This window comes from Legionella dresdenensis (assembly GCF_042649825.1).
Taxonomy (GTDB): domain Bacteria; phylum Pseudomonadota; class Gammaproteobacteria; order Legionellales; family Legionellaceae; genus Legionella_C; species Legionella_C dresdenensis.
In genome coordinates this window covers 284,710-309,805 of sequence record NZ_JBHSAB010000001.1, presented here as the reverse complement: position 1 = coordinate 309,805, position 25,096 = coordinate 284,710, and the positions used below count along the sequence as shown (strand labels likewise).

Here is a 25,096-nt window from a genome sequence, read left to right as displayed (position 1 = left end):
AACAAAATCAAACCGCACGTAGCGATTGCAGCATGTTGGCAGCCGGTTTCAATAAACGATCTGCCAAAGATTGTTTAACATGTCTGGTAATTCCAAACGCATTATAATCCGCCATTTTGTCTGCGAGATAATCGTCACTGGTTTTTATCAGATCAATCAACTTCATATTATGAGCATCAATTGCCAGCCAATGTTCGCCGGTAGAAATAGCATTAATATCAATGTCTTTACGATACTTTAGAACATAATCCTTGAATGCCGTATGAATTTTTTCCAGATCTTCCTGGAATTTTTCACGGCCTTTATCAGTGTTTTCACCAAACATAGTCAAGGTGCGCTTGTATTCACCCGCAGTTAACATTTCAATATCAATATTGTTTTTCTTTAACCAACGATGAAAATTGGGTAATTGCGCTACAACGCCAATTGAACCAATGTAAGCGAAAGGGGCTGCGACAATCTGGTTGGCAACGCAGGCCATTAAATAGCCGCCGCTTGCTGCAACCTTATCAATACAAACCGTTAAAGGGATATTGCGATCCCGGATACGCTGCAATTGCGATGCGGCAAGGCCATAGCCATTAACCGAACCGCCAGGGCTTTCAAGCCGGATTACAATTTCATCTTCCGGTTTGGCAATTGTCAATGCCGCAGTGATTGAGTCACGTAATTGCTCGACTTGTGAAGCTTTAATATCACCATTGAAATCAATAACATAAAGTGAAGGTTTTTCTTTTTCCTTTTTCTTTTCCTGTTTGCTTAATTTGGTTTTTTCAGGCTTTTTTCCTTTTATTTCTTCCCACATCCTTTCCTTGATCGCTTCCAGATCTTTATTCAATGAAACAACTTCGAGCTTGGGGCGGGGCTTCTTACCCATGGCCAGAATGCCGGCAACCAATAGCAAGACAGCGATAACCAGCGTAAATACCTCTAAAGCAAATAAACCATATTGGCTTAAAAAATTCATCCTGGATCCTCAAAATAGAAATGCATCGTGATTTTATGCTCGTGCCTTCAAATGTCAACAGACCCTGCTTATTTAATGAAACTGCCAGGCCAGTTTAGCCATAAAACCATTGTCATTGACATCGGGCGCGAATTCGCCGACATAAGCAAGGCTTAATTGCAGATGTCGGGCTAACTGAGTGACTTCAAGACTGCCATTAAGCAACAGGGCATCTTTGGCAACCGGGGTGCCGCTAATCAGAAAAGCCAGACTGCCGCTGCTGAAGGCCATGGTCGATTGCTGCGGCGTAATCGCCTGATAGGCATGACGCCAGCCTAGCAGCAGTTTTTGATTAAACGCAAGATTATCGCTGGGCTGGAAGGCATGATCAAACCGTGCGCCAAGCGTGGAGTAAAACATCGTCTGTGAGGCTGCGGACGAGTCAAGGCTTGCTCGCACCGCCTGATTCACGCGTTTTATATATGCAACTTTTTCAACGAAACAAGATGAATTCCTGATGATGGGGAAAATCTGAATTTTTAGCCCTTTGATTTATTGAGCAACACCTTGCGATGATGATTTAATTAAATTGATTATTTACCAATTTAACAGGTGAAAATTTATAACATTTTTTTCATTTTATACTTTATAGCCCATGCTAAATTAATGCTTCAATTCCGTGCCGATCAACAATATTGAGTAATTTTAAAATAGCCCCATGAGCATGGCGCTTACCTTGTTCCAGACTACGAACCATGGCTGCGCTTACGTTGAGGTACTTGGCAAAAACGGCCTGGCTTACTTTTTGTCTTTTGCGTATTTGCTGAATTTCTTCGCCTGTGTACTCAATTAATTCTGGCAAGTCATGAACGCTCAATTCCCGCAACGTTTTTATATCTATAAGCTCTGCCCGGTGTAATCCTTCAGCAATGGAATTAATGGTATCTTGTAAATTAGACATTTTTATCTACCTCCAACAGCTCGCCCATATTAATCATGCTCTGAATATCAGTTTCAGAAAGGTTTAGTAAAATAGTGGACAATAATTTTAGTTTTTTTAGCTCACTTGCAGTGACGTTACCTTTTTCATTTTTTGAGAACAAATGTAGCCAAATTATTTTATTATTTGCTTTATAGGCAAGAATGGTTCTTGAGCCGCCGCTTTTTCCTCTCCCTTCCTTAGTTGCAAGTCTAAGCTTATATAGTCCTGAACCTAACGAATATTGATTTTGGTTCTGTGTATCCAAATTCAAAAAATCGTTTATGGTATCTATTAAAAGAGCATCGTTAACCAATTCCTTTTTTGCCTCGCGTGTAAATTTTTTTATTTTATAATGTTTCAAATCAATTTCCATTACATTTGTTACACTGTAGTATAGTACTATGTATTATATATTTCAATATTAGTATTATCATTAGATCAACCCATATTGAATTTTTTACGAAACGAAGCTTAATATTAAAGCTTGCCAATCAGATAAAATCGCTATAGGCTCGCATTTTTATTACAAATTCATCGCAATGCTTGAAGTCCGCAACCTGTCATTTGATTATCCTGAGCAAACAATGCTGAGTAATATTTCATTCAGCATCAATGCAGGCCAATTATTACACTTGCGCGGTGGAAACGGAGCAGGGAAAACTACTTTGCTTCGGCTGTTGGCTGGATTGCTGGAACCTGCAGGCGGTGAAATTGTATGGCGTCAGCAGGTGATCAGGGATAATTTGCCTGCGTATCAAAAACTGGTTTGTTATGTAGGTCATAGACCAGGACTTAATCTGCACCTGACCATAAGAGAAAATTGCTATTTCGATTGGCACTGTACTGACAGGCAATATATCGAGCGTTGGTTGATTAATTTCAATCTGCTGCCCTTGGCTGATAAACCTTGTTACCAGCTTTCGGCAGGCCAGAGGCGGCGGGCGGCATTGTTACGGATTGCAATGACTGATGCTTTAATATGGCTGCTGGATGAGCCGCTGGTTGCCCTCGATCAGCAGTCGGTAACACTGCTCAGCGGATGTCTGTTAAATCATTTGCAAAAGGGGGGATTGATCGTAATGACATCACATCAGGATCTGCCAGAGGAATTGGCTGATTGTATGGAGTATGTATTATGATCACTGCCCGTCAGTGCTTTGTGCGCCAGTTGCATAGAGAGTTTCTCACTCAGATAAGACAACCGCGTCTGCTTGTTAATGCGATTCTGTTTTTTATTATGGTTATTGTTTTTTTTCCGCTGACTATCCCGGCAAATAACAGTTTATTGCAATATTTTGCGCCCGGGCTAATCTGGATGGCTGTTCTGCTGGCTATTTTACTGGCTTCCGAACGTTTGTTTCAGCAGGATTATGATGATGGTATCATTGAACAATGGCTGGTTTCAGCCCCGTCGCTGAATCTTGTCATCAGCGCCAAAATTCTCGCGCAGTGGGTGATGACAATTATTCCGCTTATCCTGTTTTGTCCGCTATTTGCAATTCTGTTTCATTTCAATTGGCAGACTACATTAGTGTTGATTGCCGCTTTATTGCTTGGAACGCCGGCGTTATTTTCATTATGCGCACTGGCGGCGGCTTTTGGAACGGGCGTTCAGCAACGCGGCGTATTTATGGCGTTAATTCTGTTGCCGTTATCGCTGCCGGTTCTGATTTTTGGCAGCGGGGTAATCAGTATCCAGTTGCAGGGGGGGATCGTTTCCGGTTATCTTTGCCTGCTTGCGGCTTTTTCATTAATTGCAACGGCTTTTTTACCATTTGCCATCACGGGTATTATTCGCATTGGCCTTGCGGATTAATGCATGGTAAAATCACCGTTTTTTTTCTGGTAGTTATCTTTCCGATGTGGAAATTTTTATATCAAATGGCATCGCCAAAATCATTTTTCAGGCTTACCCAGTCCTGGTTACGCTGTTTAGGGATAGCTGCAATAGCGTTATTGCTGACTGGTATGGTTTGGGGATTATTTTTTGCCCCGCCTGATTACCAGCAGGGTGATGCCTTTCGGATAATTTATATTCATGTTCCAGCGGCGTTTATGTCGATGGCAATCTACTCGCTAATGACTTTTTGCGCCTTATTGCTTATTGTATGGCAAATTAAAATTGCCGGATTGATATTGAGTGCCAGTGCGCCGATAGGGGCGAGTATGGCGTTTATTGCACTGCTAACAGGCAGTATGTGGGGTAAACCAATGTGGGGAACCTGGTGGGTTTGGGATGCCAGATTGACATCGGAATTAGTGCTTTTGCTTTTATATGCCGCAATTATGGCTGTCAACAGCGCTTTTCAGGGCCGTAATCAGTCAGATAAAGCTGTCGCTTTACTGACATTGGTTGGTGTTATTGATTTGCCGATAATCCATTATTCAGTTTACTGGTGGAATACCTTGCATCAGGGCGCAACCCTCACTGCCTTTGCCAAACCCAAAATTGCTTTACCGATGCTTTATCCTTTGCTTCTTACGCTCACAGGCTTTGCTTTATATTGCTTCTGGCTGATTTTGCACCGGGCTGGCAACACTTTGTTAATTCGAGAGAAAAAGCAAAACTGGGTAAGAAAAATATATGAAGGGGGACAATTGTGACCAAAATTTTAAACTGTCTTGCTATGGGTGGTTATTCAATTTACATTTGGCCGGCATATGGGTTAGTAGCGGTAGTGCTGGTTATGAATTTACTGGGAATCAGGCTTCAACGCCAGAGTACAATAAAACGATTGCAACAATGGTTTAAAAAACAATGATGAATCCGGTTCGCAGACGCAAATTGAGTTTACTGCTGTTTATTCTGACTGTTCTTGGATTAGCCAGTGGACTGGTAATGTATGCCTTGCGCCAGAACATCAGCCTGTTTTATACCCCGACCCAGATTGCCAAGGGTGAAGTTCAAAACAATCAGACTATCCGTTTAGGCGGAATGGTTGTCAAAAACAGTGTTCAGCGTAGTGCGGACAGTTTGGCGGTGCAATTTGCATTGACCGATTTTGATCATACTTTAATCGTGAATTATAACGGTATCTTGCCGGACTTGTTTCGGGAAGGGCAGGGAATAGTAGCGACCGGGCAAATGACAGATAACGGCCATTTTAAAGCCAGTGAAGTACTGGCCAAGCATGATGCCGATTACATGCCGCCGCAGGTTAAAGATGCCTTACGCAAGACAGGAAAAATATCATGATTGCGGAACTTGGGTTATTTTCATTAATTGCCGCTTTGGTGTTTTCCTGCCTGTTAGTGGTGGTACCAATGGTTGGTTTGAAAAAAAATAGCCAAACCCTGATTCAGGCGGCGCCTGTGTATGTCGTCGGTCAGTTTGTCTTTATTGCGATAGCCTGGCTTTGTCTGACCGTATGTTTTATTACTAACGATTTCAGCGTCATTTACGTGTTAACCAATTCCAGTATCTCTTTACCCTGGTTTTATAAAATATGCGCGGTATGGGGCGGGCATGAAGGCTCGATGTTGCTTTGGGTTGCTATATTGAGTGCCTGGATGCTGGCAGTGTGCTTTTTAAGCTCCAATATTGAGCAGTCATTCAAAACACGGGTTCTGATTATATTGGGGGCATTGAGTATAGGGTTTATCCTGTTTTTGCTTGCGACTTCAAACCCGTTTGCGAGGCAGTTTGAAGTACTGGATACTCAAGGGCGCGATCTTAACCCGTTACTGCAGGATCTTGGATTTTTATTTCATCCGCCTATGCTTTATATGGGCTATGTCGGCTTTGCAGTCGCTTTTGCTTTTGCTATTGCTGCATTATGGCTAGGCCGGCTTGAACCGGCCTGGGCAAAATGGACAAGGCCGTGGACGCTTGCTGCCTGGTGTTGCCTTACCGCAGGTATTACTCTCGGTAGCTGGTGGGCATATCGTGAACTGGGCTGGGGCGGCTGGTGGTATTGGGACCCGGTAGAAAATGCTTCTTTTATGCCCTGGCTCGTCGGTACTGCACTTATCCATTCGCTGGCGGTGAGTGAAAAACGCCGTCAGTTTCTGGCCTGGACTGTACTCCTGGCAATTACCGCTTTTTCACTGAGTTTGATTGGAACTTTTCTGGTTCGCTCCGGGGTTTTGACTTCGGTTCATGCTTTCGCTGTTGATCCGCTGCGCGGCAGTTACATATTGGCATACTTATTAACCGTTATCGGCGGATCGTTGCTGCTTTTTGCTGCTCGCGCTCATAATCTGCAGCAACAGGAAAATCCAGGCTTGATTTCGCGCGAGAGCGCTTTGCTGCTGAATAATGTATTTTTGACCGTCATTATGCTGACAGTATTAATGGGGACTGTTTATCCGCTGCTGATTGATGGGCTTGGTTTGGGCAAGCTTTCCGTTGGGGCGCCCTATTTTAATACAGTGTTTGTGCCGTTGATGATTCCAGTTTTGATTATGATGGGTCTTGGTATTCATCTGAAATGGCGAAGCGATAATCTGGGGCGAGTTATTAAACGTTTGATGCCCCTGATTGCTGTAAGCATTATTTTACCAGTCATTATTGTTGTGGTTTCTGCTAACGCAATAAACTGGTATACGGTGCTGGGTTTAACGCTGGCTGCCTGGTTGTTGCTGTCCATGCTGATGTTTATCTTCGTAAAAGTACGGCAGGGCGGATGGAGCAGTTTAAGCCAGTCCATGTTCGGCATGGTTGTGGCGCATTGCGGGGTTGCTGTTACCGTAATTGGTATTACTGTTTCAAACGGATACGGTATTCAGGACGATGTAAAACTGGCGCCGGGTAACAAAACCGCGCTTGCAGGTTACACGATACAATTTGTTAAAGAACAGTCTTTGCAAGGGCCTAATTACGATGGCGCGCAGACAGTGTTCACTATTACTCGTGGCAATACAACCAAAACTGTTTATCCTGAAAAACGGGTTTATAATGTCGGCAAGATGGCAATGACTGAATCAGCAATCGATGTAAATCCCTGGCGTGATATTTATATCGCGCTCGGTGAGCCGCTTCAGCAAACTGCGTGGTCAGTACGTCTGTACTATAAGCCGTTTATTCGCTGGATTTGGGGCGGCGGTTTTTTGATTCTTGCCGGTGGATTATTAGCCTTGACTGATCGCCGTTATTATAGAACCAGGGTGAGTACATGAAACAATATCTCTGGCGTGCAATACCGGTAGTCATGTTGGTCATTCTGGCAGCTCTGTTCTGGCGTGGGTTATCGCTTGATCCGCAAAAGCTGCCTTCAACTCAACTAGGTCACCGTTTACCAGAGTTTCGCTTGCCAGTGTTAACAGGCCCCAAACAGATTTTCACCTCAGAATCACTGCGGGGTGAAATCAGCATACTCAATGTCTGGGCAAGCTGGTGTGAAGCCTGCATCGAAGAGCAGGCTTTTCTGTTACAGCTGTCAAAAAGCGGCATGCCGGTGTTTGGGTTAAATTATAAAGATGATAGAAATAATGCCTTACAATGGTTGCAAGAGTGGGGAAACCCCTATCGGGCAATAGGCGAAGATAGCAAGGGCAACGCCGCGATTGACCTGGGTGTTTATGTAACGCCGGAAACATTTTTAATCGACAAACAGGGTGTGATCCGGTTCCGCCATGTCGGTATTTTGAGCAAAGACGTCTGGCAAAGAGACTTTGCGCCCAGAATCAAAGAGTTACAGGAGCGGTCATGAGAGTTTTATTGCTGTTACTGACAATGTTTTTTATTCAGCCAGGCTGGACCGAAAGCCTTTATCCTCTCGATACGGCAAAACAGCAGGCACAGTTTGATCATTTACTGAAAGAACTTCGTTGTCTGGTCTGTCAAAATCAGGATCTGGCGGACTCTAATGCTGGCTTGGCCAAAGATCTGCGTGCCCAGGTATATAGCATGGTTAAGGAAGGCCAGAGTGATACGGAAATTATCCAATATCTGACCGCGCGTTACGGTGATTTTATTCTTTTCAAGCCGCCGGTGAAGGCATTAACTGGCTTGTTATGGTTTGGGCCTGGGGTATTTTTACTGCTTGGGCTGTTAATTTTCTGGCGGACATGTCAGAAGCGGGTTAAAACATGACTTATTTATTATTACCAGCCGGTTTGGGTTGCCTGGGGATTATTGCCGGTACGCTTATCCTGTATCCATTCAGGCGGAAAATTGCTAAAGCGCTTTGGGTAATGCCATTGTTGACAGCCTTCCTCATTGCAGCCTACGCCCAATGGGGTTCCTGGCCAGCCTGGATGAAGTATCAGACCGTATTGGCACAGCGGGAGAAAGCGCGAGCGATTATGGCGAACATGAAATCGCCTGATGAGTTAATCAATCGATTACGCCAACGCCTGGACAATACTCCGGCTAGCGCTAAAGGATGGTACTTGCTTGGCCGTCTTTATGCCGGTGAAGGTAAATGGCAACAGGCAAGCGAAGCCTTTGCTACATCGATGCGATTGAAACCCGAAGATGAGGCAACGGCAGTCAATTATGCCCAAAGCCTGTGGCAGCTTAACCAGCAGCAATTTAATGATGAAATAAGAAGCATTATTAAAAAAATACTGCAGGCTAATCAGAAGCAACCTGATGCCCTGGCCATGCTGGCTATGGATGCTTACGACAGAAAGGATTTTTCCGAAGCAGTGGAGTATTGGCGCAGATTATTAATCCAGCTTCCGCCAGACAGTAAAGAGGCAAAGTCGATTAGCAAGGCAATTGCCAAAGCCCAGGAATCTCTACCATAATTTGAACTGTTAAAATTAAAACCAGCGTAGATTGGGCTGTAAAGCCCATGGCCGTCAAGCTAAGGAATTTTGTACATTTTTATACTAAACTAATTCCCTACGTACCGCGGCTTGTCCGCGGTATCCATGATGCAGAGTGCGTAATTTAGTATCCAATGGATGCCGCGGACAAGCCGCGGCACGTAGGAATCGGGGCTTAGCTTGACGGCTATGGGCTGAAAAGCCCAACACACAATCTCACGTCAAACATCCGCTTTTTGCCGTAACAACACGTCTAAAAACTGCTGACCATAATGACTGAGCTTATGCTGCCCAACCCCGGAGACATCAAGCATTTCATCCAGTGTTCGCGGCTTTTTATAAACCATATCATAAAGCGTGCTGTCGCTGAAAATCATAAACGGCGGTTTATTCTCCTCGTCAGCAATTTTTCGCCGTAAAATCCTTAATTCATTAAATAACGGATCATCAGTTGGTGTCGGCTTGCCTTTTTCTTTAACCTTGACCGGCTTTTCTAACAGTTCAGTTTTTGGTATGGCTAGCATTACGGTCTCTTGACCTTTTAAGACCATAATTGCTTTTTCTGATAACCGCAAAACATTAAAATGATTTAAATCCTGATAACAATACTCACGATGAATTAATTGCCAGCCTAATTGTTTCCAATAGGCCGCTGACTGGTTTTTACCGATGCCGTAAGTGCTTAACTTATCATGGCCAGCCTGTTTGATTTTGTCTGCGTTTGAGCCGCGTAAAACATCAATAGTGTAAGCAAAACCATAATTTTGTTTTAGGCGATAAATACAGGATAAAAATTTCTGAGCGTCTTCGGTCGCATCATGAGTAACCGGCGGACTGTCGCATATATCGCAATAAGAACAGGCTGTTTCACTGGACTCATCAAAGTAATTCAACAGAATCTGGCGGCGGCAATGGCTTGCTTCGGCAAATGCAACCATATGGTTAAGCTTGCTTGATTCTATGCGTTGTTTTGTTAAATCATTGATATCATTAACCCAGCTGCGTAAACGGGCGCTGTCTGCAGGATCATAAAGCAATAACGCCCGTGCCGGCAGTCCATCACGGCCGGCTCGGCCGGTTTCCTGATAATAACTTTCGATTGTCTTTGGCAAATCATAATGAACGACAAAGCGGACATTAGGCTTATCAATACCCATTCCAAACGCGATAGTAGCGACTACAATCTCAACCCGATCATAACGAAATAATGATTGTACTTCCTTGCGTTCAGTATGAGGCAGTCCGGCATGATAGGCTCGTGCATTGATGCCTTCATTCCGCAGCCGTTCGGCAACGGTATCGACCGTATTGCGGGTTCCACAATAAACAATGCCTGCCTGACCATTCTGATTTTGTAAAAACCGCAGCAGTTGTTTGAACGGATTGTTTTTGGCAACTACCTGATAGTGAATATTGGGGCGGTTAAAAGATGCCAGATATACTTTGGGCTGATAATTTAATTTGGCGACTATATCAACCCGGGTCTGCTTGTCAGCCGTTGCAGTCAGGGCAATAACCGGCGTGTCAGGAAACGCCTGTTTTAAACGGCCAAGCTCAGCGTATTCCGGCCTGAAATCGTGCCCCCACTGGGAAATACAATGTGCTTCATCAATGGCGAAAAGACTTATCCGGCATTCGTTAAGGCGTTCAATAAACGCCGGGTTGACCAGCCTTTCCGGGGCAATATAGAGCAAATCCAGCTGTTCATTATGTAATTGCGCCAGAACGTGTCTTGATTCTTCACTGGACAGGGTAGAGTTGTAATAGGCGGCACGGATACCCTGCAATTTCAAGGCAGCAACCTGATCTTCCATTAAGGCGATCAGGGGCGATACCACAATGGCAACGCCGGGTCTGATTAAAGCAGGTATCTGGTAGCAAAGCGATTTTCCGCCGCCGGTGGGCATCAGCACTAATAAATCTTCACCGGCAATCACATCATTGATAATGCCTTCCTGCAGGCCGCGAAAAGCATCATAACCAAAAAATTTCTTTAATGCCTGTGCGGGTTGTTTACCTAAAATAGCGGGTTTTGCGACGGTTTCCATGTGTTTTTTCTTTTTGTATTTCACGAACGCTAAAAATTGGCAATAATATCATTTTCATCGGCAAGACGCTAAGGAAAGAATTATAAATTCTGCCTGGGTAATTGGCTATCATCTGCTTAATATGTTGATATAAATGTCATTATCTATAATAATAGCCCGTGATATAATAACAAAGGAATATTAATGTCAAACGGACAATTTATTGTTAACGGGTTATGGAGTAAAGAAGTTATTCTTGAGCATCTTCGTTCCCTGAAAACACCAGCGAACTCCCTGAATTTAACTGGCGATGTTTTTTCCCATCCGCAAGTATCGTTTAAAGAACTGGTTGAAAACATACCTCATCGGATCACAGCGCTCATACTTGATGGTTATGATTTAAACCCGGACGAAACCAGAAATTTAATTACTGGTTTACCGAGCTTGCATAAACGTATTAAATCTTTAATTATCAATAACTGTAAATTTAACCCCCCAGAGGCAATAGTTCAGGTGTTTGGAGCTGTGCCTGAGTGGGTAACTGATGTTGATCTGGCACATAACCAGCTTGGCGAGGAACCGGATTTTATCAATGCCATTCCCTCTTTACACCCTGACATCCGTAAACTGTCATTGGCTAATAATCAACTGGAAAAGCTTACCCCCTCGCAGTTCAGCGACTTATTAGCCGGTTTAAAACAGCCTGTATTAGAAATACTTGATTTGGCTGGGAATAATTTTGATATTGGTGCAGGGTTTTATACTGCCTTTACTTCGTTAAAAACAACAGTGAACAGCTTAATAATCGATAAAGGCTCAAAGGTAATGATTTACTGTTTAACGCCACGCCTGCAATTAACAGATTCTGAACAATATTTATTTAAACGCGGTTCCTCCAAAGATTGGGTGGATGGGCTTACCGCTTGTGTAAGAGATGCTGTAAACAAATCCTACCCAAATGTACCGGATTTAAAAGCGGTGTTTCGTGTAATGCCGGATCAAAACGCGGTTCTATGCGATTGCTTAGTAGCATCCCGCACTTCAGAAGGTCATTTGTTAGTGATGCTGCTGAAATGTAACTATTTTTCTGATGTTCTGGCAACAGAGGCCTGGCGCTTTTATAACGCTATTCCTCTTCCGTTTGGAGAGTATAAGAATCGATTTATGTCTCTGTATGATGCAGTTTTATGGGAATTAAAAATCCGAAGTGAAACTTATCTTGGCTATGTCTCTATTAAATTAGATGAGCCTGAGCAGCTGCATGATAACCAGCGCGAACGAATACATCAAGCTACGCTAACACGCGTTGCGGTTCACTTGAAAAATTTTAAAAGTGAAATGGCCATGGCTTTTAATTACATCTATTTAAAAGGGGGCTATGATTGTATATTTTCTTATAAAACCAGTACGTTCCCCTTACAGCAATCAACGCAAGACTTAAGGTCGGCGATTGCCGGTGCCAAGTCTATCCGCGACATTGTTGGCGCCATTCTAAATTACCATGCATCAAACCATGATCTTAACGAGCGTGAGCAATACATTATTAAGGAACTTTTGAGAAAAGCATATTTTATAACCCATGGCTTTGGGGAAAGAGAAATTAATAGAATCAAAAGCGAGCTAGCAGAACACTGGCAAATTAAGGTTAAGCAGCTGCCGGTCGTGGAAGATGCAATCCTGCCGGTTTGCATGATTCAATAAATAGTGTGTTCAGTGCCGTTTCCATGAGTTTTTTGCTTTTTGTATTTCATGAACGCTAAAAATTGGCAATAATATATTTTCAATGGCAAGACGCTAAGGAAAGAATTATGGATTTTAAAATAAATGAGGAACATTTGGCTTTCCAGGAAATGGCCGCTGAATTCGCCCGTAACAGATTAGCGCCGAATGCGGAAAAATGGGATGAACAGAGCCATTTTCCTGTTGAGACGCTTAAGGAAGCTGCGCAATTAGGTATGGCAGGGATAGTGGCTGCCGAGGATATTGGCGGTGCCGGCTTGTCACGATTAGATGCAGCCCTGATTTTTGAGCAACTGTCCACAGGCTGTATTACAACCAGCGCTTATCTTTCAATTCATAACATGGTGGCCACACTGATTGACCGCTTCGCTGATGAGGGCTTGCGAGCGGCATGGGGGCCGCGCCTGACTTCAATGCAGGCGCTTGCAAGTTACTGTCTGACTGAACCTTGGTCAGGATCAGATGCCGCTGCGTTAAAAACCCGGGCGGTCGTGGACGGTGATCATTATGTCATCAATGGTACCAAAGCTTTTATTTCTGGCGCACCGGTAAGCGATGCTTATTTATGTATGGTAAGAACTGGCGATGAGACTCATCATGGTATTTCCTGCCTATTGGTTGAAAAAAACACCCCTGGACTCAGTTTTGGGAAATTGGAAAAGAAAATGGGATGGCGCAGCCAGCCTACGGCAATGCTGTTTTTTGAAAATTGCCGGGTTCCAGTCAGCAATCGAGTCGGTGATGAGGGAACTGGTTTTAAAATTGCGTTAACCGCATTAAACGGCGGACGAGTTAATATTGCCTCTTGTTCATTAGGCGGAGCGCTGGCCTGTTTACGCCTGACCAGCAACTACATGCGTGAACGAGAACAATTCGGCAAGCCGCTGACGCAAATGCAGGCTTTGCGTTTTTATTTTGCAGATATGCTAACCGAATTCGAAGCAGCCCGTTTAATGGTGTACCGCGCTGCCGATGCATTGGATAAAAATGATAGCAAAGCGCCTATGTACTGCGCCATGGCAAAACGCCTGGCTACTGATACTGCATTCAAAATCAGCGATAAAGCAATGCAGTTGCATGGCGGTTATGGTTATCTGCATGATTACCAGATTGAACGTTTGTTTCGTGATCTCAGGGTCCATCAGATTCTGGAAGGCACAAATGAGATTATGCGTGAAATTATCGCTAAAACCGCATTGGACAGTGAATATTTAATCGACTAGCAGGAGCAAAAGAATGAGTGTAATAGAACAAGATCTTAACAGCCTGGGAATTTTACGGGTTACTTTAAGTCGGCCAGATAAATTAAATGCACTGAACAATGATGTATTAAATGGCCTGGATCAAATTTTTACCCAGGCGGCTAGCGATAACAAAATCAAGGCAATTCTCTTAACAGGTGCGGGTAAAGCATTTTGTGCCGGCGCTGATATCTCACGCCTGGCGGAATGCAATGCCCAGACTGGCTATGAGTTTGCTCGTCAGGGCCAGGGGATTTTCCGTAAACTGGAAACATTAGGCAAACCATCGCTGGCTGCGATTAATGGTTTTGCTTTTGGCGGCGGTTGTGAATTGGCAATGGCGGCAACGATTCGGATTGCTGCAACAACAGCACAGTTTGGTCAACCAGAGGTAAAACTGGGCGTACTTCCCGGTTATGGCGGCACACAGCGGCTCGCAAGGCTTGTTGGTAAGGGAAGGGCGCTTGATCTATGCCTGACCGGACGTTTCATTAACGCTGAAACCGCTTTAAATTGGGGATTAGTCACGCAAGTGTTCGAACCCGAGGCTTTAATCGAGCAGGGAGAAAATATTTTACAAACAATTCTTGATATGGCGCCCATTGCGATTGCCAGCACCATGGAAGTGATAGATCGCGGTTACGATCTGACGTTGCCTGATGCCTTGCATCTGGAAGCGGTTCATTTTTCAATGGCCTGCGCTACCGCTGACAAAAATGAAGGGGTAGACGCTTTTTTAAATAAGCGTAAAGCGCAATTTAAAGGAGCCTGATTGATGGATATAGTTTTTGAACGAAGACATCATCTGGGAATCATTACGCTGGCGCGTCCACAGGCTTTGAACGCATTGACGCTTGCAATGATTCAGGCCATGCAGGCGCAATTGCTGCAATGGCAGGATGACTCAACTGTTCATGCAGTAATTATTCAGGCTGAGCCTGGCAAGGCTTTTTGTGCCGGCGGCGATGTCCGGCGAATATACGATGCTGGACAGGCAAAAGATCCGCAACAGTTGCAATTTTTCTGGCATGAGTACCGTTTGAATCTTTGTATTCATCATTATAACAAGCCTTATATTGCTTTAATGGACGGCATTACTATGGGGGGAGGGGTTGGAATCTCTCTCCATGGTTCGCATCCGGTTGCAACGCAGAACTTTGTTTTTGCCATGCCTGAAACGGGGATCGGTCTGTTTCCTGATATTGGCGCGAGTTATCACTTGGTTCGCTGCCCTGGCGCAAGCGGGAATTATCTCGGGTTGACCGGAAATCGATTAAATAATCAGGATGCATTAGCCCTTGGGTTGGTCAGACATTGCATTGATTCAGAAAGCCTGGCTGAGGTAGTTACTGGTCTGGTCGCACTGGATTTAACCAGTGATGCCCATAAGCGCGTCAGCGAATTTTTGAATCAGTTTTCTCAACCGGCACAACAGGCGCCGATATTGAATGCAATGGATAATATTAATCATTATTTTTCTGAAAGCAACGCCAGGACGATTGCGGAGAAGCTGGCTGCCAGTAAGGATGAATGGGCAATTAACATAAGCCGGACCATACAGCAAAAGTCGCCGCTCAGTATGGCAGTGACCTGCGAACAGCTTCAGCGGGCAAAAAAACTCTCGCTGGCTGAGTGTCTGATCATGGATTATCGTCTGGTTAACCATTTTATGGCTGGACATGATTTTTATGAAGGGATACGCGCCTTGCTGGTAGACAAAGACAAATCACCGCGCTGGCAGCCTAAGAGATTGGAAGACATCAGTGAAACGATGATTAAATGCTATTTTGATGCGGTACCTGTGGAATTATCGTTTTAAAAGGAGTGTTGGCTGTGAAGCCCAACACTCCTTTAATAAAACTATTTGTCACAATATTATTGACAATGGATGTCTCATTATTTCACTATAATTGATGCTCTTATTATCATCAAAGAGGTACAATTATGGTGTTTAAAACAAGTCCGGCATTAAATAATCAGGCTATAAAATTAATTTTACCGCCATTAATGGGGTTATTAATAATAATTTCAGCAAATTATTTTTATAATAATTATCTTATTTATCTTTACCATTTTGAAAATAAACCGAGGCTAAATTTGCTGGTTAATTTTGTATCATGGTTTGGATTTGCGTTGAGTATTTACTGGCTGTTTATTCGTATAATCAATAAATCCACTAATTATTTAATGCGCACTTCTTATTTCAGTCATCATGAGATCACAAATATTATTTTACCATTCATTTCGACTGTTATTAAAACCGTTTTACTGTTAATTATTATTAACGCAGTTTTACCTTATCTCGGACTCCCGGAAGAACTGTCATTTTTATTGGAGAAAGCCAGTGGGATCTTAATTATCAGTGCAATATCCTGGATTTTGTTTAAGTTGATTAATATTGCCGAGCAGTTGATTTTGCACTACTACACAGCCAAAACAGCGGGCGAGCTGACAGCCCGGAAAATGTATACCCAAATACTGATTTTAAAACGTATTGCTTATGCGCTGCTTGTGATTTTGACTTTGGGCGCCATCCTGATGTTATTTGATAATGTCCGTGCGCTGGGCGCTAGCGTATTAACTACAGCAGGTGTTATCGGTTTACTACTGACTTTTACTGCGCAACGCTCATTAACCAGCTTGTTTTCCGGCCTTGAAATTGCTTTGACCCAGCCAATTAAAATTGGTGATGCTGTGGTAGTAGAAAATGAATTCGGTACCGTAGAGGAAATCAATTTTCGCCATGTTATTGTCAAGCTTTGGGATTGGCGCCGCCTGGTATTGCCCACAAATTACTTTCTGGAAAAATCGTTTCAAAACTGGAGCCGTGAGCAATCTTCTAATCTGATTGGGGTGGTTTATCTTTATGCAGATTACACGTTACCAGTTAATGAACTTCGTAATGAATTTAAAAATATATTACAAAATACTCAATTATGGGATGGGAACGTAAGCACAATTCAGGTTAGCGATTTAAAAGCGGAAGTCATGGAGTTACGTATTTTATGCAGCGCCAAAAGTCCTTCAGTAGCTTGGGATCTCCGTTGTGAAGTACGTGAAAAGCTGGTTAATTTTATAGTGAAAAATTATCCGGAATGTTTGCCAAGTGTTCGGCAGAAGATGGTTAATGTTTAAAAGGAATTAATGTACCCGTTTCAAAAAACCGTTCGGGCTGAGGAAGCGCTTTAGCGCTGTCTCGAAGCCTGTGGCACGGTGCCAAGCCTTCGAGACAAATGCTTCGCATTTTCCTCAGGCCGAACGGATATGGGTCGTTAGACCCAACATTCATTCATCCTAGATCACCAATATATACAGTGCACCAGTTCCTCGCAGAACCTGCAGTAAAAGCTGAGGTTTTTTCTGCTGCGCGATTGTCTGCAATGATTTCACATTGGAGGTAGATTGTTTATTCGCGCTGATAATCACATCGCCCGGACGTAAACCGGCTCTCCAGCCTGCGCTGTTTTCAGAAGCGCCGACTACTTGTACGCCAGTGATATGGCCATGGAGCGGCGAATCTTGCTCGAAATTTTTCAATGCCAGACCGTAAAGGAAGGGGTTAAGCGCCTGTAATTGCTGCTCGTGTTTTTTAAGATCAGTAACTACCGAATTTAATGTCAGGGTTTTACCATCCCGAAGGGCAACAAGTTTGACATCGCTGCCGGCGCGTAACAGGCCAATAGTTGTTTTTACCTGCGTTGCCTGGGTAATTTTAGTATTGTTAATCTGGGTAATAATATCGCCAGGTTTCAGACCAGCGCGTTCTGCCGGGGAGTTTTCATTAACCTGTGAAACTAATGCGCCTTGTGTGTTCTCATTGTAACCCATGGCCTGAGCAAGTTCAGGGGTGAGGTGTTGAACATAGATTCCCATCAGGCCGCGGTGAATAGAGCCATATTTAATTAATTGTACGACAACTTCTTTAGCCATATTAATAGGAATAGCAAAGCCGATACCCACATTTCCGCCATAAGGGGAAATGATGGCAGTGTTAATTCCAATCAGTTCGCCCTTGGTATTAACCAGAGCGCCGCCTGAGTTGCCGGGATTAATCGCGGCATCAGTCTGGATGAAGTTTTCTACGCCTTCGATATTTAAATCGCTGCGTTGCATGGCACTGATAATTCCGAAGGTAGCAGATTGGCTGTTACCAAAGCTGTTCAGACCAAACGGGTTACCAATTGCCACAACAAAATCACCGACTTCTGCTTTATCAGAATCGCCAATAGGCAGACTTTTCAGATTTTTGGCTTCGACTTTCAAGACTGCCAGGTCAGTTTCACTGTCGCTGCCGATCATTTTGGCTTTTAACCGTCGGCCATCATTGAGAGTCACAGTAATGGATGTTGCATTTCGGATGACATGATCATTAGTAATAACAATGCCATTTTTGGGGTCGATAATAACACCTGAGCCGATGCTTTGAAATTTGCGAGGTTTCTCAGGAACAAGTTGCGAGTGATCCTGCGCTTCTTCTCCTTCATCCTCTTCTGATTGCGGAGCAATAGCAGGAGCCTGGATAACGCCCTGGACTGCAATATTAACAATAGCAGGCATGGCTTGTTTCAGAATAGGGGCCAGGGTAGGCTGGGCTTGCGGCGTCTCAGCTGCGAATGACACAGAGCATAAGGCTAATAGAGCGCCGCTGAATAGTGAACGTAAATTTGTCTGCATAGGTAAATCCTGTTTTTAATTAAACCAAATCAGCGATACCATTCTACCTGTTTGTTGGTCGCGGCGGTAGGAATAAAAGTGATTAATCTCTTCAAATGTGCAGGCGCCTGACTGGTATACCGATCCAATGCCATTTTGCTTAAGTACGGCTTCAGCAATTGCAGGCATATTCGCAAGCCATTTATTACCATGCGGCATAAAATAATCAGCGGCGAAAGCATAATGGTTGAGACAGGCATTGCGCACATCATCACCCACTTCGTAGCATTTTCCGCAAATAGATGGACCAATCCAGGCGATCATATCACTTGCATTACTGTAGAGCCGGGTCAGGGTATTTTCAATAATGCCATTGACCAAACCGCGCCAGCCGGCATGTATACCAGCAATTTCAGTGCCTTGCCGATTGCATAATAGAATGGGCAGACAATCTGCAGTCATAATAGCAATGACATTTCCGGCGCTTCGCGTGATGGCTGCATCTGCCTGCCGCTCATTGTCCTGTTCAAGCAAAACACATTTGGTTGAATGAATCTGATCAAGCCAGGCAGGCGGCGATGGCAATGTTAACCGCTGAATCACTGAAGCACGGTTAGCGAATACGTGTTCTGCATTATCATTAACATGCAGCCCAAGGTTATTACTGGCATAATTGCCCTGACTAACGCCATGCTGCCGAGTGGTCGTCAAAGCTCTGACGTTGGCCGGAGCAGGCCAGTTCGCAGGTAAATCAAACAAGATAGGTATCCAGACAAGTTAACAAGGTCTGGAAATCATCCGGTAAAGCGCCCTCAAAAGTCAAGTGCTCGGCGGTCTCGGGATGAACCAGCGCCAGGGTATGAGCGTGTAGAGCCTGTCTTCGGAAATTTTGCAAAGCATTGATCAGTTCAGGAGCCGCTTCACGAGGAAAACGAACTCTGCCATAGAGTGGATCGCCAATTACCGGGTGATTAATATGGGCCATGTGTACTCGGATTTGATGAGTACGTCCGGTTTCCAGCTGAACATCTAATAAAGTGAATGCCTGATAATGCTTTTTGATGAAATAATGGGTAATTGCTTCCCGGCCATGTTCGCAGACAGCCATTTTCAAGCGGTTACGCGGGTGTCTGCCGTAAAAAGTATCAATAGTGCCGCTGGAAACAAGATGACCTTGTACCAGAGTAATATAACGCCGTTGTATCTCCCGATCATGCATCTGGCGGACAAGACTGGTGTGTGTTGCCAGTGTTTTGGCGATAACCAGCAAACCAGTTGTATCTTTGTCAAGACGATGGATGATGCCGGCACGGGGAATCTGTTGCAGGGAAGGGCTGTGATGGAGCAAGGCATTTACCAGTGTATGCGCGGGATTGCCAGCGCCAGGATGTACAATCAGGCCGGCTGGTTTATTAATTACCAGAAGAAATTCATCTTCATAAACAATATCAAGCGGGATATCTTCTGGTTGGCAAGACTCCATTTTATTATCCAGATTGCCAAAATCAACGGCAAATTGGATAGTTTCACCGCCATTTACCTTGTCTTTGGGTTTCAGCAAGCGATTATTAACGGTAATTTTTTGCTGCTTAAGCCAATTTGTAAGCTGGGAACGAGAATAATCCGGTATCAGCTGGGCTAATACCGCATCGATTCGTTGACCGTGCAATTCGCGCGGAACAGTAATTTCTTTATCGGGAGCAGTCATCTTAAACAGTAACCTGACACTCTTCGGCGAGCCGGCCGCGCAATGAATTAGGCAGGGCCTCGTTAATCTGTACCGTAACGAACTGGCCAACCAGATTTTCCGGACCGTCAAAATTAACAACGCGGTTACATTCAGTACGTCCAGCCAATTGATTTGGGTTTTTCTTTGATTTACCAGTCACCAGAATTCGTTGCTGACTGCCGATCATTGATTCGCTATAACGGGCGGCATTGGCCGTCAGACGGTTTTGTAAAATCTGCAGGCGCTGTTTTTTGACCTCCATCGGGGTATCATCAGCCAGATTGGCGGCAGGCGTGCCTGGGCGCGGGCTATAGATAAAACTGAATGAGGTATCAAAACCGATTTCGTGAACCAAATCCATTGTATCCTGAAAGTCCTTATCGGTTTCGCCTGGAAAACCGACAATAATATCTGTAGACAGACGAATGTCAGGACGCACCTTGCGGAGTTTACGGATTTTTGATTTGTATTCCAGCGCAGTATAGCCACGTTTCATCATTGCCAAAACACGATCACAGCCGCTTTGTATCGGCAAATGCAAATGATTGGCTAATTCAGGCACTTCGGCAAAGGCATTAATCAGGTTATCGGAAAAGGCAAGCGGATGCGACGTGGTAAAGCGAATCCGGCCTATGCCTTCAATAGCGGCAATATAGTGAATTAACAATGCAAGATCGGCAATATCGCCGTTTTCCATCTGGCCGCGGTAGTCATTAACATTCTGGCCAAGCAGATTAATTTCGCGCACGCCTTGCGCCGCAAGCTGATAACATTCAACCAGTACATCATCGAAAGGACGGCTGATTTCCTCACCGCGGGTATACGGAACCACGCAGTAGCTGCAATATTTGCTGCATCCTTCCATAATTGAAACAAAGGCCACCGGGCCTTCCGCACGCGGAGCCGGTAAATGATCAAATTTTTCAATTTCGGGGAAGCTGATATCAACAACCGGTTTTTGCGACTTGAAACGCTCCTCAAGCATCGCTGGCAAGCGGTGCAGGGTTTGCGGACCAAATACGAGATCGACATAGGGGGCGCGTTTGATGATATCGCCGCCTTCCTGGCTGGCAACACAGCCGCCAACGCCAATTACGACGTGGGGATTTTTTTTCTTGAACTCACGCCATTGCCCTAATTGGGAGAAAACTTTCTCCTGAGCTTTTTCTCGAATCGAGCAGGTATTCAACAGAATAACATCCGCCTCTTCAACCTGATCGGTTTTTTCCAATCCATGAGACTGCAGTAAAACTTCCGCCATTTTCGATGAATCGTACTCATTCATCTGGCAACCATTGGTTTTGATAAAAAGTTTTTTAGGCATTATTTGATCTGACGCTTTAAAAAAAGCGCTATTATAACCTTGTCTTGAGGGAATTGGCGAGTATTATCACATAAATCTGGCATCGATTGTTGGGCTGCACTTCGTTTAGCCCAACCTGTGTCAGGAATCGAATGCTTCACACCTATCATCGAGTTGACATTATGACAATACGTTTCCCTTTTTAATGTAGGTTGGGCTGTAAAGCCCAACATTCCTTATCTGGCATCGATTGTTGGGCTGCACTTCGTTTAGCCCAACCTGCGTCAGGAGTCGAATGTTTCACACCTATCATCTAGTTGACATTATGACAATACGTTTCCTTAATCTTCGGTAAAATAAGTAAAGAAATCAAAATACCAATAGGCAATATTGCCAACGCTGAATGATAAGCTTCTATAGGATATACCCGAACCTTGTTGACGATTTCTCCTTGCCACATTTGGTCAAGAATAAAGCCAACAAGCGGTTGTGCTATGGCAATACCAATCATGTTCATCATATTCATGAAGCTCAGACCGGTTGCGACATAACGTTTGTTACAGATTTCTTTAGCAACCGCAAAGGCAGGTAAGAATGCGGCTGAAAAAATACCGAAACTGAATAGCAGGATCTGCATCAGCAAACCTGATTTAATCGGCAGGAAGATAAATGAAAAACTCATTAGCAGAGTGCCAATGCTTCCGATATACAGCGGTGGTTTGCGCCGTCCTATCCGGTTTGAAAAAATACCCCATAACGGGCTGGCAATTGCCCAGCCAACAAAAATCAGCGAGATATAATTAGCAGCTACTGCTTTTGCCAGGCTCATTTTGTACATCAGAAATGGCACCCCCCATAAGCCGCAAAAAACGGGTGTGGCCATATACATAAGACCGCCATAAACGGCAACAAGCCAGAGCTGCCTGTTCTTGATTAGCGCCAGCAGACTGGTGAACAGTGGTTCGTCTTCATCGTCGCGTGCTGCTGGGGTTTCGTTATTGGGAGCGTCTTTGACAACTACCAATATTAACATGGCAAGAAAAATTCCCGCGGCGCCCATAATTATCATGCTTTGGCGCCAGCCATAATGGTCAACCAGCATCGCCAGAGGCGCTTCGCCGCCGATTGCGCCTAACATGCCAATAGTGACCATTAGTCCGGTCAATAACGCAAATTTGTTGGCTGGGAACCAATTGGCGGCCAATTTCATACTGCCGACGGCAGCAAAGGCAGATCCGAAACCAATCATTAATCTGGCAAGGCACGCGGTGTAAAAGCTGTCAGTCAAGCCGAAGGCCATAGTGCTGACCGAACAGATCAGCGTTGCCAGCGTCAACAGGCGTTGCGGGCCGAAATAGTCCATTAGCACCCCGCCTGGCAATTGCATTGCAGCATAGGAATAGAAGTAAACGCCTGATAAAATACCTAGCGTATGACTCGTGACTGAAAAATCGCGCATTAACTCATTGCTCATGACGCTTGGCGATACCTGAAGCAGGCATTCATAAAAATAAAAAAGACAACCCAAACCCCATACTATCCAGGGAACAATGGCAGATCCAGTTAAAGGGGAGGCGCCAGATTTATTTCGAATGTTTGCCATTTATATTTTGCCCGTAAATGCAAGTAAACCAAAAATGTTAACAGCTTGAGCAACCCTTGTCTATTGATTGTAACGCGTGCGCAAGCTTCTTGTCGGGTTAAGTCAGAACGTAGAAAAATTAGCGATTAATTGATTGGGTATGGCATAAACTGTGTTATTCTACGGTAAATTAAAAGCCGCTACTCTATTTTTAGTTTGGGAAACACTGGTTTATGCATACTGGCTCAGTTTTTTACACAATATTCCTGATTTTTGCTGGCGCAGCAATTTTTTCCACGCTGGTACTGTATACCAGACAATCATTGCTCGTAGCTTATATTCTGCTCGGAGCCGCACTTGGCCCGTGGGGATTTGGCCTTGTGCCCGATATAACCATGGTACAGCAGGTCGGCGATATGGGGATCGTGTTTCTGCTGTTCCTGTTAGGCTTGCATCTGCAACCACAGAATCTGGTGCATATGTTGCGTAAGATTACCTGGATTGCAGTGGTTAGCTCGGTCTTTTTTGCTTTAATCGCCTATTTTGTAGGAATCTGGTTTGGCTTGAGCCCTATGGAAGCGTGCGTTTTAGGCGCTGCCATGATGTTTTCAAGTACGATTATTGGTTTGAAATTATTGCCCACAACCATTCTTCACCATCAGCATACCGGTGAGGTGATGATTAGCGTATTATTGATGCAGGACGTAATTGCGATTATCGTACTTATTTTGATTAATGGCGCTCAGGTAGGCGGGGCGTTTTCATTTAATGATTTTATTATGGTAAGCGTTACGTTGCCTTTACTGACGCTGGTTGCCTTTTTGGTTGAACGGTATGTTCTGGTTAAGCTGCTGGCTCGATTCGACCGTACCCAGGAATATGTATTCTTGTTGTCTATCGGCTGGTGTCTTGGGCTTTCTGTACTCGCTGAATGCATAGGCCTGTCGCAAGACATTGGCGCGTTTGTCGCCGGTGTTGCCCTGGCATCAAGTCCTATCTCATTATACATAGCTGAAAGCCTCAAACCGTTACGGGATTTTTTTCTGGTTATGTTTTTCTTTTCAATAGGCGCAACGTTCAACTTTGGTTTTGCTGCCCAGGTTGTTATTCCGGCTTGTCTGCTGTCAGCGTTAATGCTGGTTATTAAGCCCTGGTTGTTCCAACACCTGCTGACGCGTTCCGGCGAGAAAAAAGGCGTTGCAAAGGAAGTCGGTTTGCGTTTGGGACAGGCCAGTGAATTCTCGCTGCTGGTTGCAAGTATTGCACTGAACTCGAAAATTATTTCTGAAGCGGCATCAAACCTTATCCAGGCGACAACAATTTTAACATTTATTGTTTCTTCATATCTGGTAGTATTAAAGTACCCGACACCAATTGCTTTATCCGATAAGATGCGAAAGGATTAACTATGAAGCTATTTGCCATTGTACTTTGTTTATTAAGTGAGCGTTATCTGGTTCACGCTGCTTCAAACAAGCGCGAGCTATGGTTTAATCACTTTTTTGACCGTATGAACCAGATATTGCCGCAAAAGCTGCTCAGCGCCAGTTCCTATCTCGCCCTGGTTCTCCTGGCTGTGGTTCCGAGCCTGATAGTATGTCTGCTGGTATGCTTACTATCCTCCGTTCTTTATGGCGTTATAGTTTTTGTTATTAATCTAGTCATATTTTATTTATGCCTTGGCCCGCAAAATATTTTTTATCCGGTAAAGCCGCTTGGCGATGATCTTAATAGTGAGCTGGCTGCTGGAAATTACTTTGTGATTGCAAATAATCAACTTTTTGCAGTGATTTTATGGTTTATCGTAGCGGGAGCTCCCGGAGCGCTTTTTTACCGGTTGCTTTATGTCGCCAGAGGGCATGAGTATACTGCAATCGCTGCAAAACGCGTTTCCGGCCTGTTAGACTGGATATCTGCAAGAGTGACCCTGATGTTTTACCTGCTGGTGGGAAATTTTCAACAAGGATTTGATTATTATCGCAAGATGTTTCTATCCAGCCCCGATAATAATGAAATGCTGCTGAGCGCGGGCGGTTTGCTTGCTGCACGGACTCAGGAAGAGCAAGTCGTTTCATTGCCATATGCTCAAACCATGGTTGAGCAGGCATTAATCGTATATCTGGTCTTTGTGGCTTTATTTACGTTGGCTGCATGGATGTAATTCATTTGCGTAACCGGG

At 44.3% G+C, this 25,096-nt stretch carries 26 protein-coding genes; 16 read left to right on the top strand and 10 right to left on the bottom strand.

The window, feature by feature from the left end; translation table 11 throughout:
* Window positions 1-7: 7 nt before the first annotated feature.
* The 4 genes from sohB to ACFORL_RS01395 form a co-directional block, all read right to left on the bottom strand.
* Window positions 8-967, bottom strand: a complete 960-nt coding sequence (gene sohB / locus ACFORL_RS01410) for a protease SohB (RefSeq protein WP_382340372.1) — start codon at window positions 965-967, stop codon at window positions 8-10.
* A gap of 72 nt (window positions 968-1,039) precedes the next feature.
* A complete protein-coding gene (locus tag ACFORL_RS01405) occupies window positions 1,040-1,405 on the bottom strand; it encodes an autotransporter outer membrane beta-barrel domain-containing protein (RefSeq protein ID WP_382340370.1) in 366 nt (121 codons plus the stop codon).
* Window positions 1,406-1,604: 199 nt separating this feature from the next.
* Window positions 1,605-1,907 carry a helix-turn-helix domain-containing protein gene (locus ACFORL_RS01400; protein WP_382340368.1) on the bottom strand — a complete coding sequence of 101 codons (303 nt, stop codon included), beginning with the start codon at window positions 1,905-1,907 and terminating at the stop codon, window positions 1,605-1,607.
* Entirely contained in the window at window positions 1,900-2,289 is a 390-nt protein-coding gene (locus tag ACFORL_RS01395; RefSeq protein WP_382340367.1) for a type II toxin-antitoxin system RelE/ParE family toxin, read from the bottom strand. The genes ACFORL_RS01400 and ACFORL_RS01395 overlap by 8 nt, the downstream gene beginning before the upstream one ends.
* A gap of 178 nt (window positions 2,290-2,467) precedes the next feature.
* On the opposite strand from ACFORL_RS01395, the gene ccmA reads away from it, so the two are divergent.
* Genes ccmA through ACFORL_RS01350 form a run of 9 tightly spaced genes read left to right on the top strand, consistent with a single transcriptional unit; the run spans window position 2,468 to window position 8,621 of the window.
* The gene (ccmA, locus tag ACFORL_RS01390; protein WP_382340365.1) at window positions 2,468-3,067 is read left to right on the top strand and encodes a cytochrome c biogenesis heme-transporting ATPase CcmA; all 600 of its coding nucleotides are present in this window, start codon (window positions 2,468-2,470) and stop codon (window positions 3,065-3,067) included.
* The gene (ccmB, locus tag ACFORL_RS01385; RefSeq protein WP_382340363.1) at window positions 3,064-3,744 is read left to right on the top strand and encodes a heme exporter protein CcmB; all 681 of its coding nucleotides are present in this window, start codon (window positions 3,064-3,066) and stop codon (window positions 3,742-3,744) included. The genes ccmA and ccmB overlap by 4 nt, the downstream gene beginning before the upstream one ends.
* On the top strand, window positions 3,744-4,532 hold the full coding sequence (gene ccmC, locus ACFORL_RS01380; RefSeq protein WP_382340361.1) for a heme ABC transporter permease CcmC: 789 nt from the start codon (window positions 3,744-3,746) through the stop codon (window positions 4,530-4,532). Before ccmB ends, ccmC begins: the two co-directional genes overlap by 1 nt.
* Window positions 4,533-4,555: 23 nt before the next feature.
* Window positions 4,556-4,690 carry a heme exporter protein CcmD gene (gene ccmD, locus ACFORL_RS01375; RefSeq protein ID WP_382340850.1) on the top strand — a complete coding sequence of 45 codons (135 nt, stop codon included), beginning with the start codon at window positions 4,556-4,558 and terminating at the stop codon, window positions 4,688-4,690.
* Complete coding sequence (gene ccmE / locus ACFORL_RS01370) at window positions 4,690-5,124, top strand: cytochrome c maturation protein CcmE (RefSeq protein ID WP_382340848.1); 435 nt, start codon at window positions 4,690-4,692, stop codon at window positions 5,122-5,124. The genes ccmD and ccmE overlap by 1 nt, the downstream gene beginning before the upstream one ends.
* Entirely contained in the window at window positions 5,121-7,046 is a 1,926-nt protein-coding gene (locus ACFORL_RS01365) for a heme lyase CcmF/NrfE family subunit (RefSeq protein WP_382340359.1), read from the top strand. The genes ccmE and ACFORL_RS01365 overlap by 4 nt, the downstream gene beginning before the upstream one ends.
* Window positions 7,043-7,579 (top strand): DsbE family thiol:disulfide interchange protein, encoded by a 537-nt coding sequence (locus ACFORL_RS01360; RefSeq protein WP_382340357.1) that lies wholly within the window; start codon window positions 7,043-7,045, stop codon window positions 7,577-7,579. Before ACFORL_RS01365 ends, ACFORL_RS01360 begins: the two co-directional genes overlap by 4 nt.
* Window positions 7,576-7,962, top strand: coding sequence for a cytochrome c-type biogenesis protein (locus ACFORL_RS01355; protein ID WP_382340356.1), 387 nt, complete (start codon window positions 7,576-7,578; stop codon window positions 7,960-7,962). The genes ACFORL_RS01360 and ACFORL_RS01355 overlap by 4 nt, the downstream gene beginning before the upstream one ends.
* Window positions 7,959-8,621 carry a tetratricopeptide repeat protein gene (locus tag ACFORL_RS01350; protein WP_382340354.1) on the top strand — a complete coding sequence of 221 codons (663 nt, stop codon included), beginning with the start codon at window positions 7,959-7,961 and terminating at the stop codon, window positions 8,619-8,621. Before ACFORL_RS01355 ends, ACFORL_RS01350 begins: the two co-directional genes overlap by 4 nt.
* 242 nt (window positions 8,622-8,863) lie before the next feature.
* On the opposite strand, the gene recQ is transcribed toward ACFORL_RS01350, so the two are convergent.
* Window positions 8,864-10,690, bottom strand: coding sequence for a DNA helicase RecQ (recQ, locus tag ACFORL_RS01345; RefSeq protein ID WP_382340352.1), 1,827 nt, complete (start codon window positions 10,688-10,690; stop codon window positions 8,864-8,866).
* Between the two features lie 183 nt (window positions 10,691-10,873).
* Between recQ and ACFORL_RS01340 the strand changes: the two genes are divergently transcribed.
* The 5 genes from ACFORL_RS01340 (at window position 10,874) to ACFORL_RS01320 (ending at window position 16,785) form a co-directional block, all read left to right on the top strand.
* Window positions 10,874-12,370, top strand: coding sequence for a hypothetical protein (locus ACFORL_RS01340; RefSeq protein WP_382340350.1), 1,497 nt, complete (start codon window positions 10,874-10,876; stop codon window positions 12,368-12,370).
* A 107-nt stretch (window positions 12,371-12,477) separates the two neighbouring features.
* Window positions 12,478-13,632, top strand: a complete 1,155-nt coding sequence (locus ACFORL_RS01335; protein WP_382340349.1) for an acyl-CoA dehydrogenase family protein — start codon at window positions 12,478-12,480, stop codon at window positions 13,630-13,632.
* A 13-nt stretch (window positions 13,633-13,645) separates the two neighbouring features.
* Window positions 13,646-14,422, top strand: coding sequence for an enoyl-CoA hydratase/isomerase family protein (locus ACFORL_RS01330; protein WP_382340347.1), 777 nt, complete (start codon window positions 13,646-13,648; stop codon window positions 14,420-14,422).
* 3 nt (window positions 14,423-14,425) lie between these two features.
* On the top strand, window positions 14,426-15,469 hold the full coding sequence (locus ACFORL_RS01325) for an enoyl-CoA hydratase/isomerase family protein (protein WP_382340345.1): 1,044 nt from the start codon (window positions 14,426-14,428) through the stop codon (window positions 15,467-15,469).
* A 125-nt stretch (window positions 15,470-15,594) separates the two neighbouring features.
* A complete protein-coding gene (locus tag ACFORL_RS01320) occupies window positions 15,595-16,785 on the top strand; it encodes a mechanosensitive ion channel family protein (RefSeq protein WP_382340343.1) in 1,191 nt (396 codons plus the stop codon).
* A 159-nt stretch (window positions 16,786-16,944) separates the two neighbouring features.
* Here the strand turns inward: ACFORL_RS01320 and ACFORL_RS01315 are convergent, their stop codons facing one another.
* The 5 genes from ACFORL_RS01315 to ACFORL_RS01295 form a co-directional block, all read right to left on the bottom strand.
* Window positions 16,945-18,324, bottom strand: coding sequence for a Do family serine endopeptidase (locus ACFORL_RS01315; RefSeq protein ID WP_382340341.1), 1,380 nt, complete (start codon window positions 18,322-18,324; stop codon window positions 16,945-16,947).
* A 15-nt stretch (window positions 18,325-18,339) separates the two neighbouring features.
* Entirely contained in the window at window positions 18,340-19,062 is a 723-nt protein-coding gene (gene pgeF, locus ACFORL_RS01310; protein WP_382340339.1) for a peptidoglycan editing factor PgeF, read from the bottom strand.
* Entirely contained in the window at window positions 19,055-20,011 is a 957-nt protein-coding gene (gene rluD / locus ACFORL_RS01305) for a 23S rRNA pseudouridine(1911/1915/1917) synthase RluD (RefSeq protein WP_382340335.1), read from the bottom strand. The genes pgeF and rluD overlap by 8 nt, the downstream gene beginning before the upstream one ends.
* Window position 20,012: 1 nt before the next feature.
* Window positions 20,013-21,356, bottom strand: coding sequence for a tRNA (N6-isopentenyl adenosine(37)-C2)-methylthiotransferase MiaB (gene miaB / locus ACFORL_RS01300; RefSeq protein ID WP_382340333.1), 1,344 nt, complete (start codon window positions 21,354-21,356; stop codon window positions 20,013-20,015).
* A 292-nt stretch (window positions 21,357-21,648) separates the two neighbouring features.
* On the bottom strand, window positions 21,649-22,938 hold the full coding sequence (locus ACFORL_RS01295; RefSeq protein WP_382340331.1) for an MFS transporter: 1,290 nt from the start codon (window positions 22,936-22,938) through the stop codon (window positions 21,649-21,651).
* 212 nt (window positions 22,939-23,150) lie between these two features.
* Here ACFORL_RS01295 and ACFORL_RS01290 point away from each other — a divergent pair, with 212 nt between their 5' ends.
* Entirely contained in the window at window positions 23,151-24,323 is a 1,173-nt protein-coding gene (locus tag ACFORL_RS01290) for a cation:proton antiporter (RefSeq protein WP_382340330.1), read from the top strand.
* 2 nt (window positions 24,324-24,325) lie between these two features.
* Entirely contained in the window at window positions 24,326-25,078 is a 753-nt protein-coding gene (locus tag ACFORL_RS01285; RefSeq protein ID WP_382340328.1) for a hypothetical protein, read from the top strand.
* Window positions 25,079-25,096 lie beyond the last annotated feature (18 nt).

Bases quoted from the DNA above. Each gene is read 5' to 3' on its own strand.
- ACFORL_RS01350 (WP_382340354.1), top strand. From the start codon at position 7,959: ATGACTTATTTATTATTACCAGCCGGTTTGGGTTGCCTGGGGATTATT.
- ccmE (WP_382340848.1), top strand. From the start codon at position 4,690: ATGAATCCGGTTCGCAGACGCAAATTGAGTTTACTGCTGTTTATTCTG.
- ACFORL_RS01315 (WP_382340341.1), bottom strand. From the start codon at position 18,324: ATGCAGACAAATTTACGTTCACTATTCAGCGGCGCTCTATTAGCCTTA.
- rluD (WP_382340335.1), bottom strand. From the start codon at position 20,011: ATGACTGCTCCCGATAAAGAAATTACTGTTCCGCGCGAATTGCACGGT.
- ACFORL_RS01400 (WP_382340368.1), bottom strand. From the start codon at position 1,907: ATGTCTAATTTACAAGATACCATTAATTCCATTGCTGAAGGATTACAC.
- ccmC (WP_382340361.1), top strand. From the start codon at position 3,744: ATGCATGGTAAAATCACCGTTTTTTTTCTGGTAGTTATCTTTCCGATG.
- ACFORL_RS01335 (WP_382340349.1), top strand. From the start codon at position 12,478: ATGGATTTTAAAATAAATGAGGAACATTTGGCTTTCCAGGAAATGGCC.
- recQ (WP_382340352.1), bottom strand. From the start codon at position 10,690: ATGGAAACCGTCGCAAAACCCGCTATTTTAGGTAAACAACCCGCACAG.
- ACFORL_RS01360 (WP_382340357.1), top strand. From the start codon at position 7,043: ATGAAACAATATCTCTGGCGTGCAATACCGGTAGTCATGTTGGTCATT.
- ACFORL_RS01290 (WP_382340330.1), top strand. From the start codon at position 23,151: ATGCATACTGGCTCAGTTTTTTACACAATATTCCTGATTTTTGCTGGC.
- ACFORL_RS01285 (WP_382340328.1), top strand. From the start codon at position 24,326: ATGAAGCTATTTGCCATTGTACTTTGTTTATTAAGTGAGCGTTATCTG.
- ccmB (WP_382340363.1), top strand. From the start codon at position 3,064: ATGATCACTGCCCGTCAGTGCTTTGTGCGCCAGTTGCATAGAGAGTTT.
- ACFORL_RS01340 (WP_382340350.1), top strand. From the start codon at position 10,874: ATGTCAAACGGACAATTTATTGTTAACGGGTTATGGAGTAAAGAAGTT.
- ccmA (WP_382340365.1), top strand. From the start codon at position 2,468: ATGCTTGAAGTCCGCAACCTGTCATTTGATTATCCTGAGCAAACAATG.
- miaB (WP_382340333.1), bottom strand. From the start codon at position 21,356: ATGCCTAAAAAACTTTTTATCAAAACCAATGGTTGCCAGATGAATGAG.
- ACFORL_RS01295 (WP_382340331.1), bottom strand. From the start codon at position 22,938: ATGGCAAACATTCGAAATAAATCTGGCGCCTCCCCTTTAACTGGATCT.
- sohB (WP_382340372.1), bottom strand. From the start codon at position 967: ATGAATTTTTTAAGCCAATATGGTTTATTTGCTTTAGAGGTATTTACG.
- ACFORL_RS01330 (WP_382340347.1), top strand. From the start codon at position 13,646: ATGAGTGTAATAGAACAAGATCTTAACAGCCTGGGAATTTTACGGGTT.
- ccmD (WP_382340850.1), top strand. From the start codon at position 4,556: ATGGGTGGTTATTCAATTTACATTTGGCCGGCATATGGGTTAGTAGCG.
- ACFORL_RS01365 (WP_382340359.1), top strand. From the start codon at position 5,121: ATGATTGCGGAACTTGGGTTATTTTCATTAATTGCCGCTTTGGTGTTT.
- ACFORL_RS01320 (WP_382340343.1), top strand. From the start codon at position 15,595: ATGGTGTTTAAAACAAGTCCGGCATTAAATAATCAGGCTATAAAATTA.
- ACFORL_RS01325 (WP_382340345.1), top strand. From the start codon at position 14,426: ATGGATATAGTTTTTGAACGAAGACATCATCTGGGAATCATTACGCTG.
- ACFORL_RS01355 (WP_382340356.1), top strand. From the start codon at position 7,576: ATGAGAGTTTTATTGCTGTTACTGACAATGTTTTTTATTCAGCCAGGC.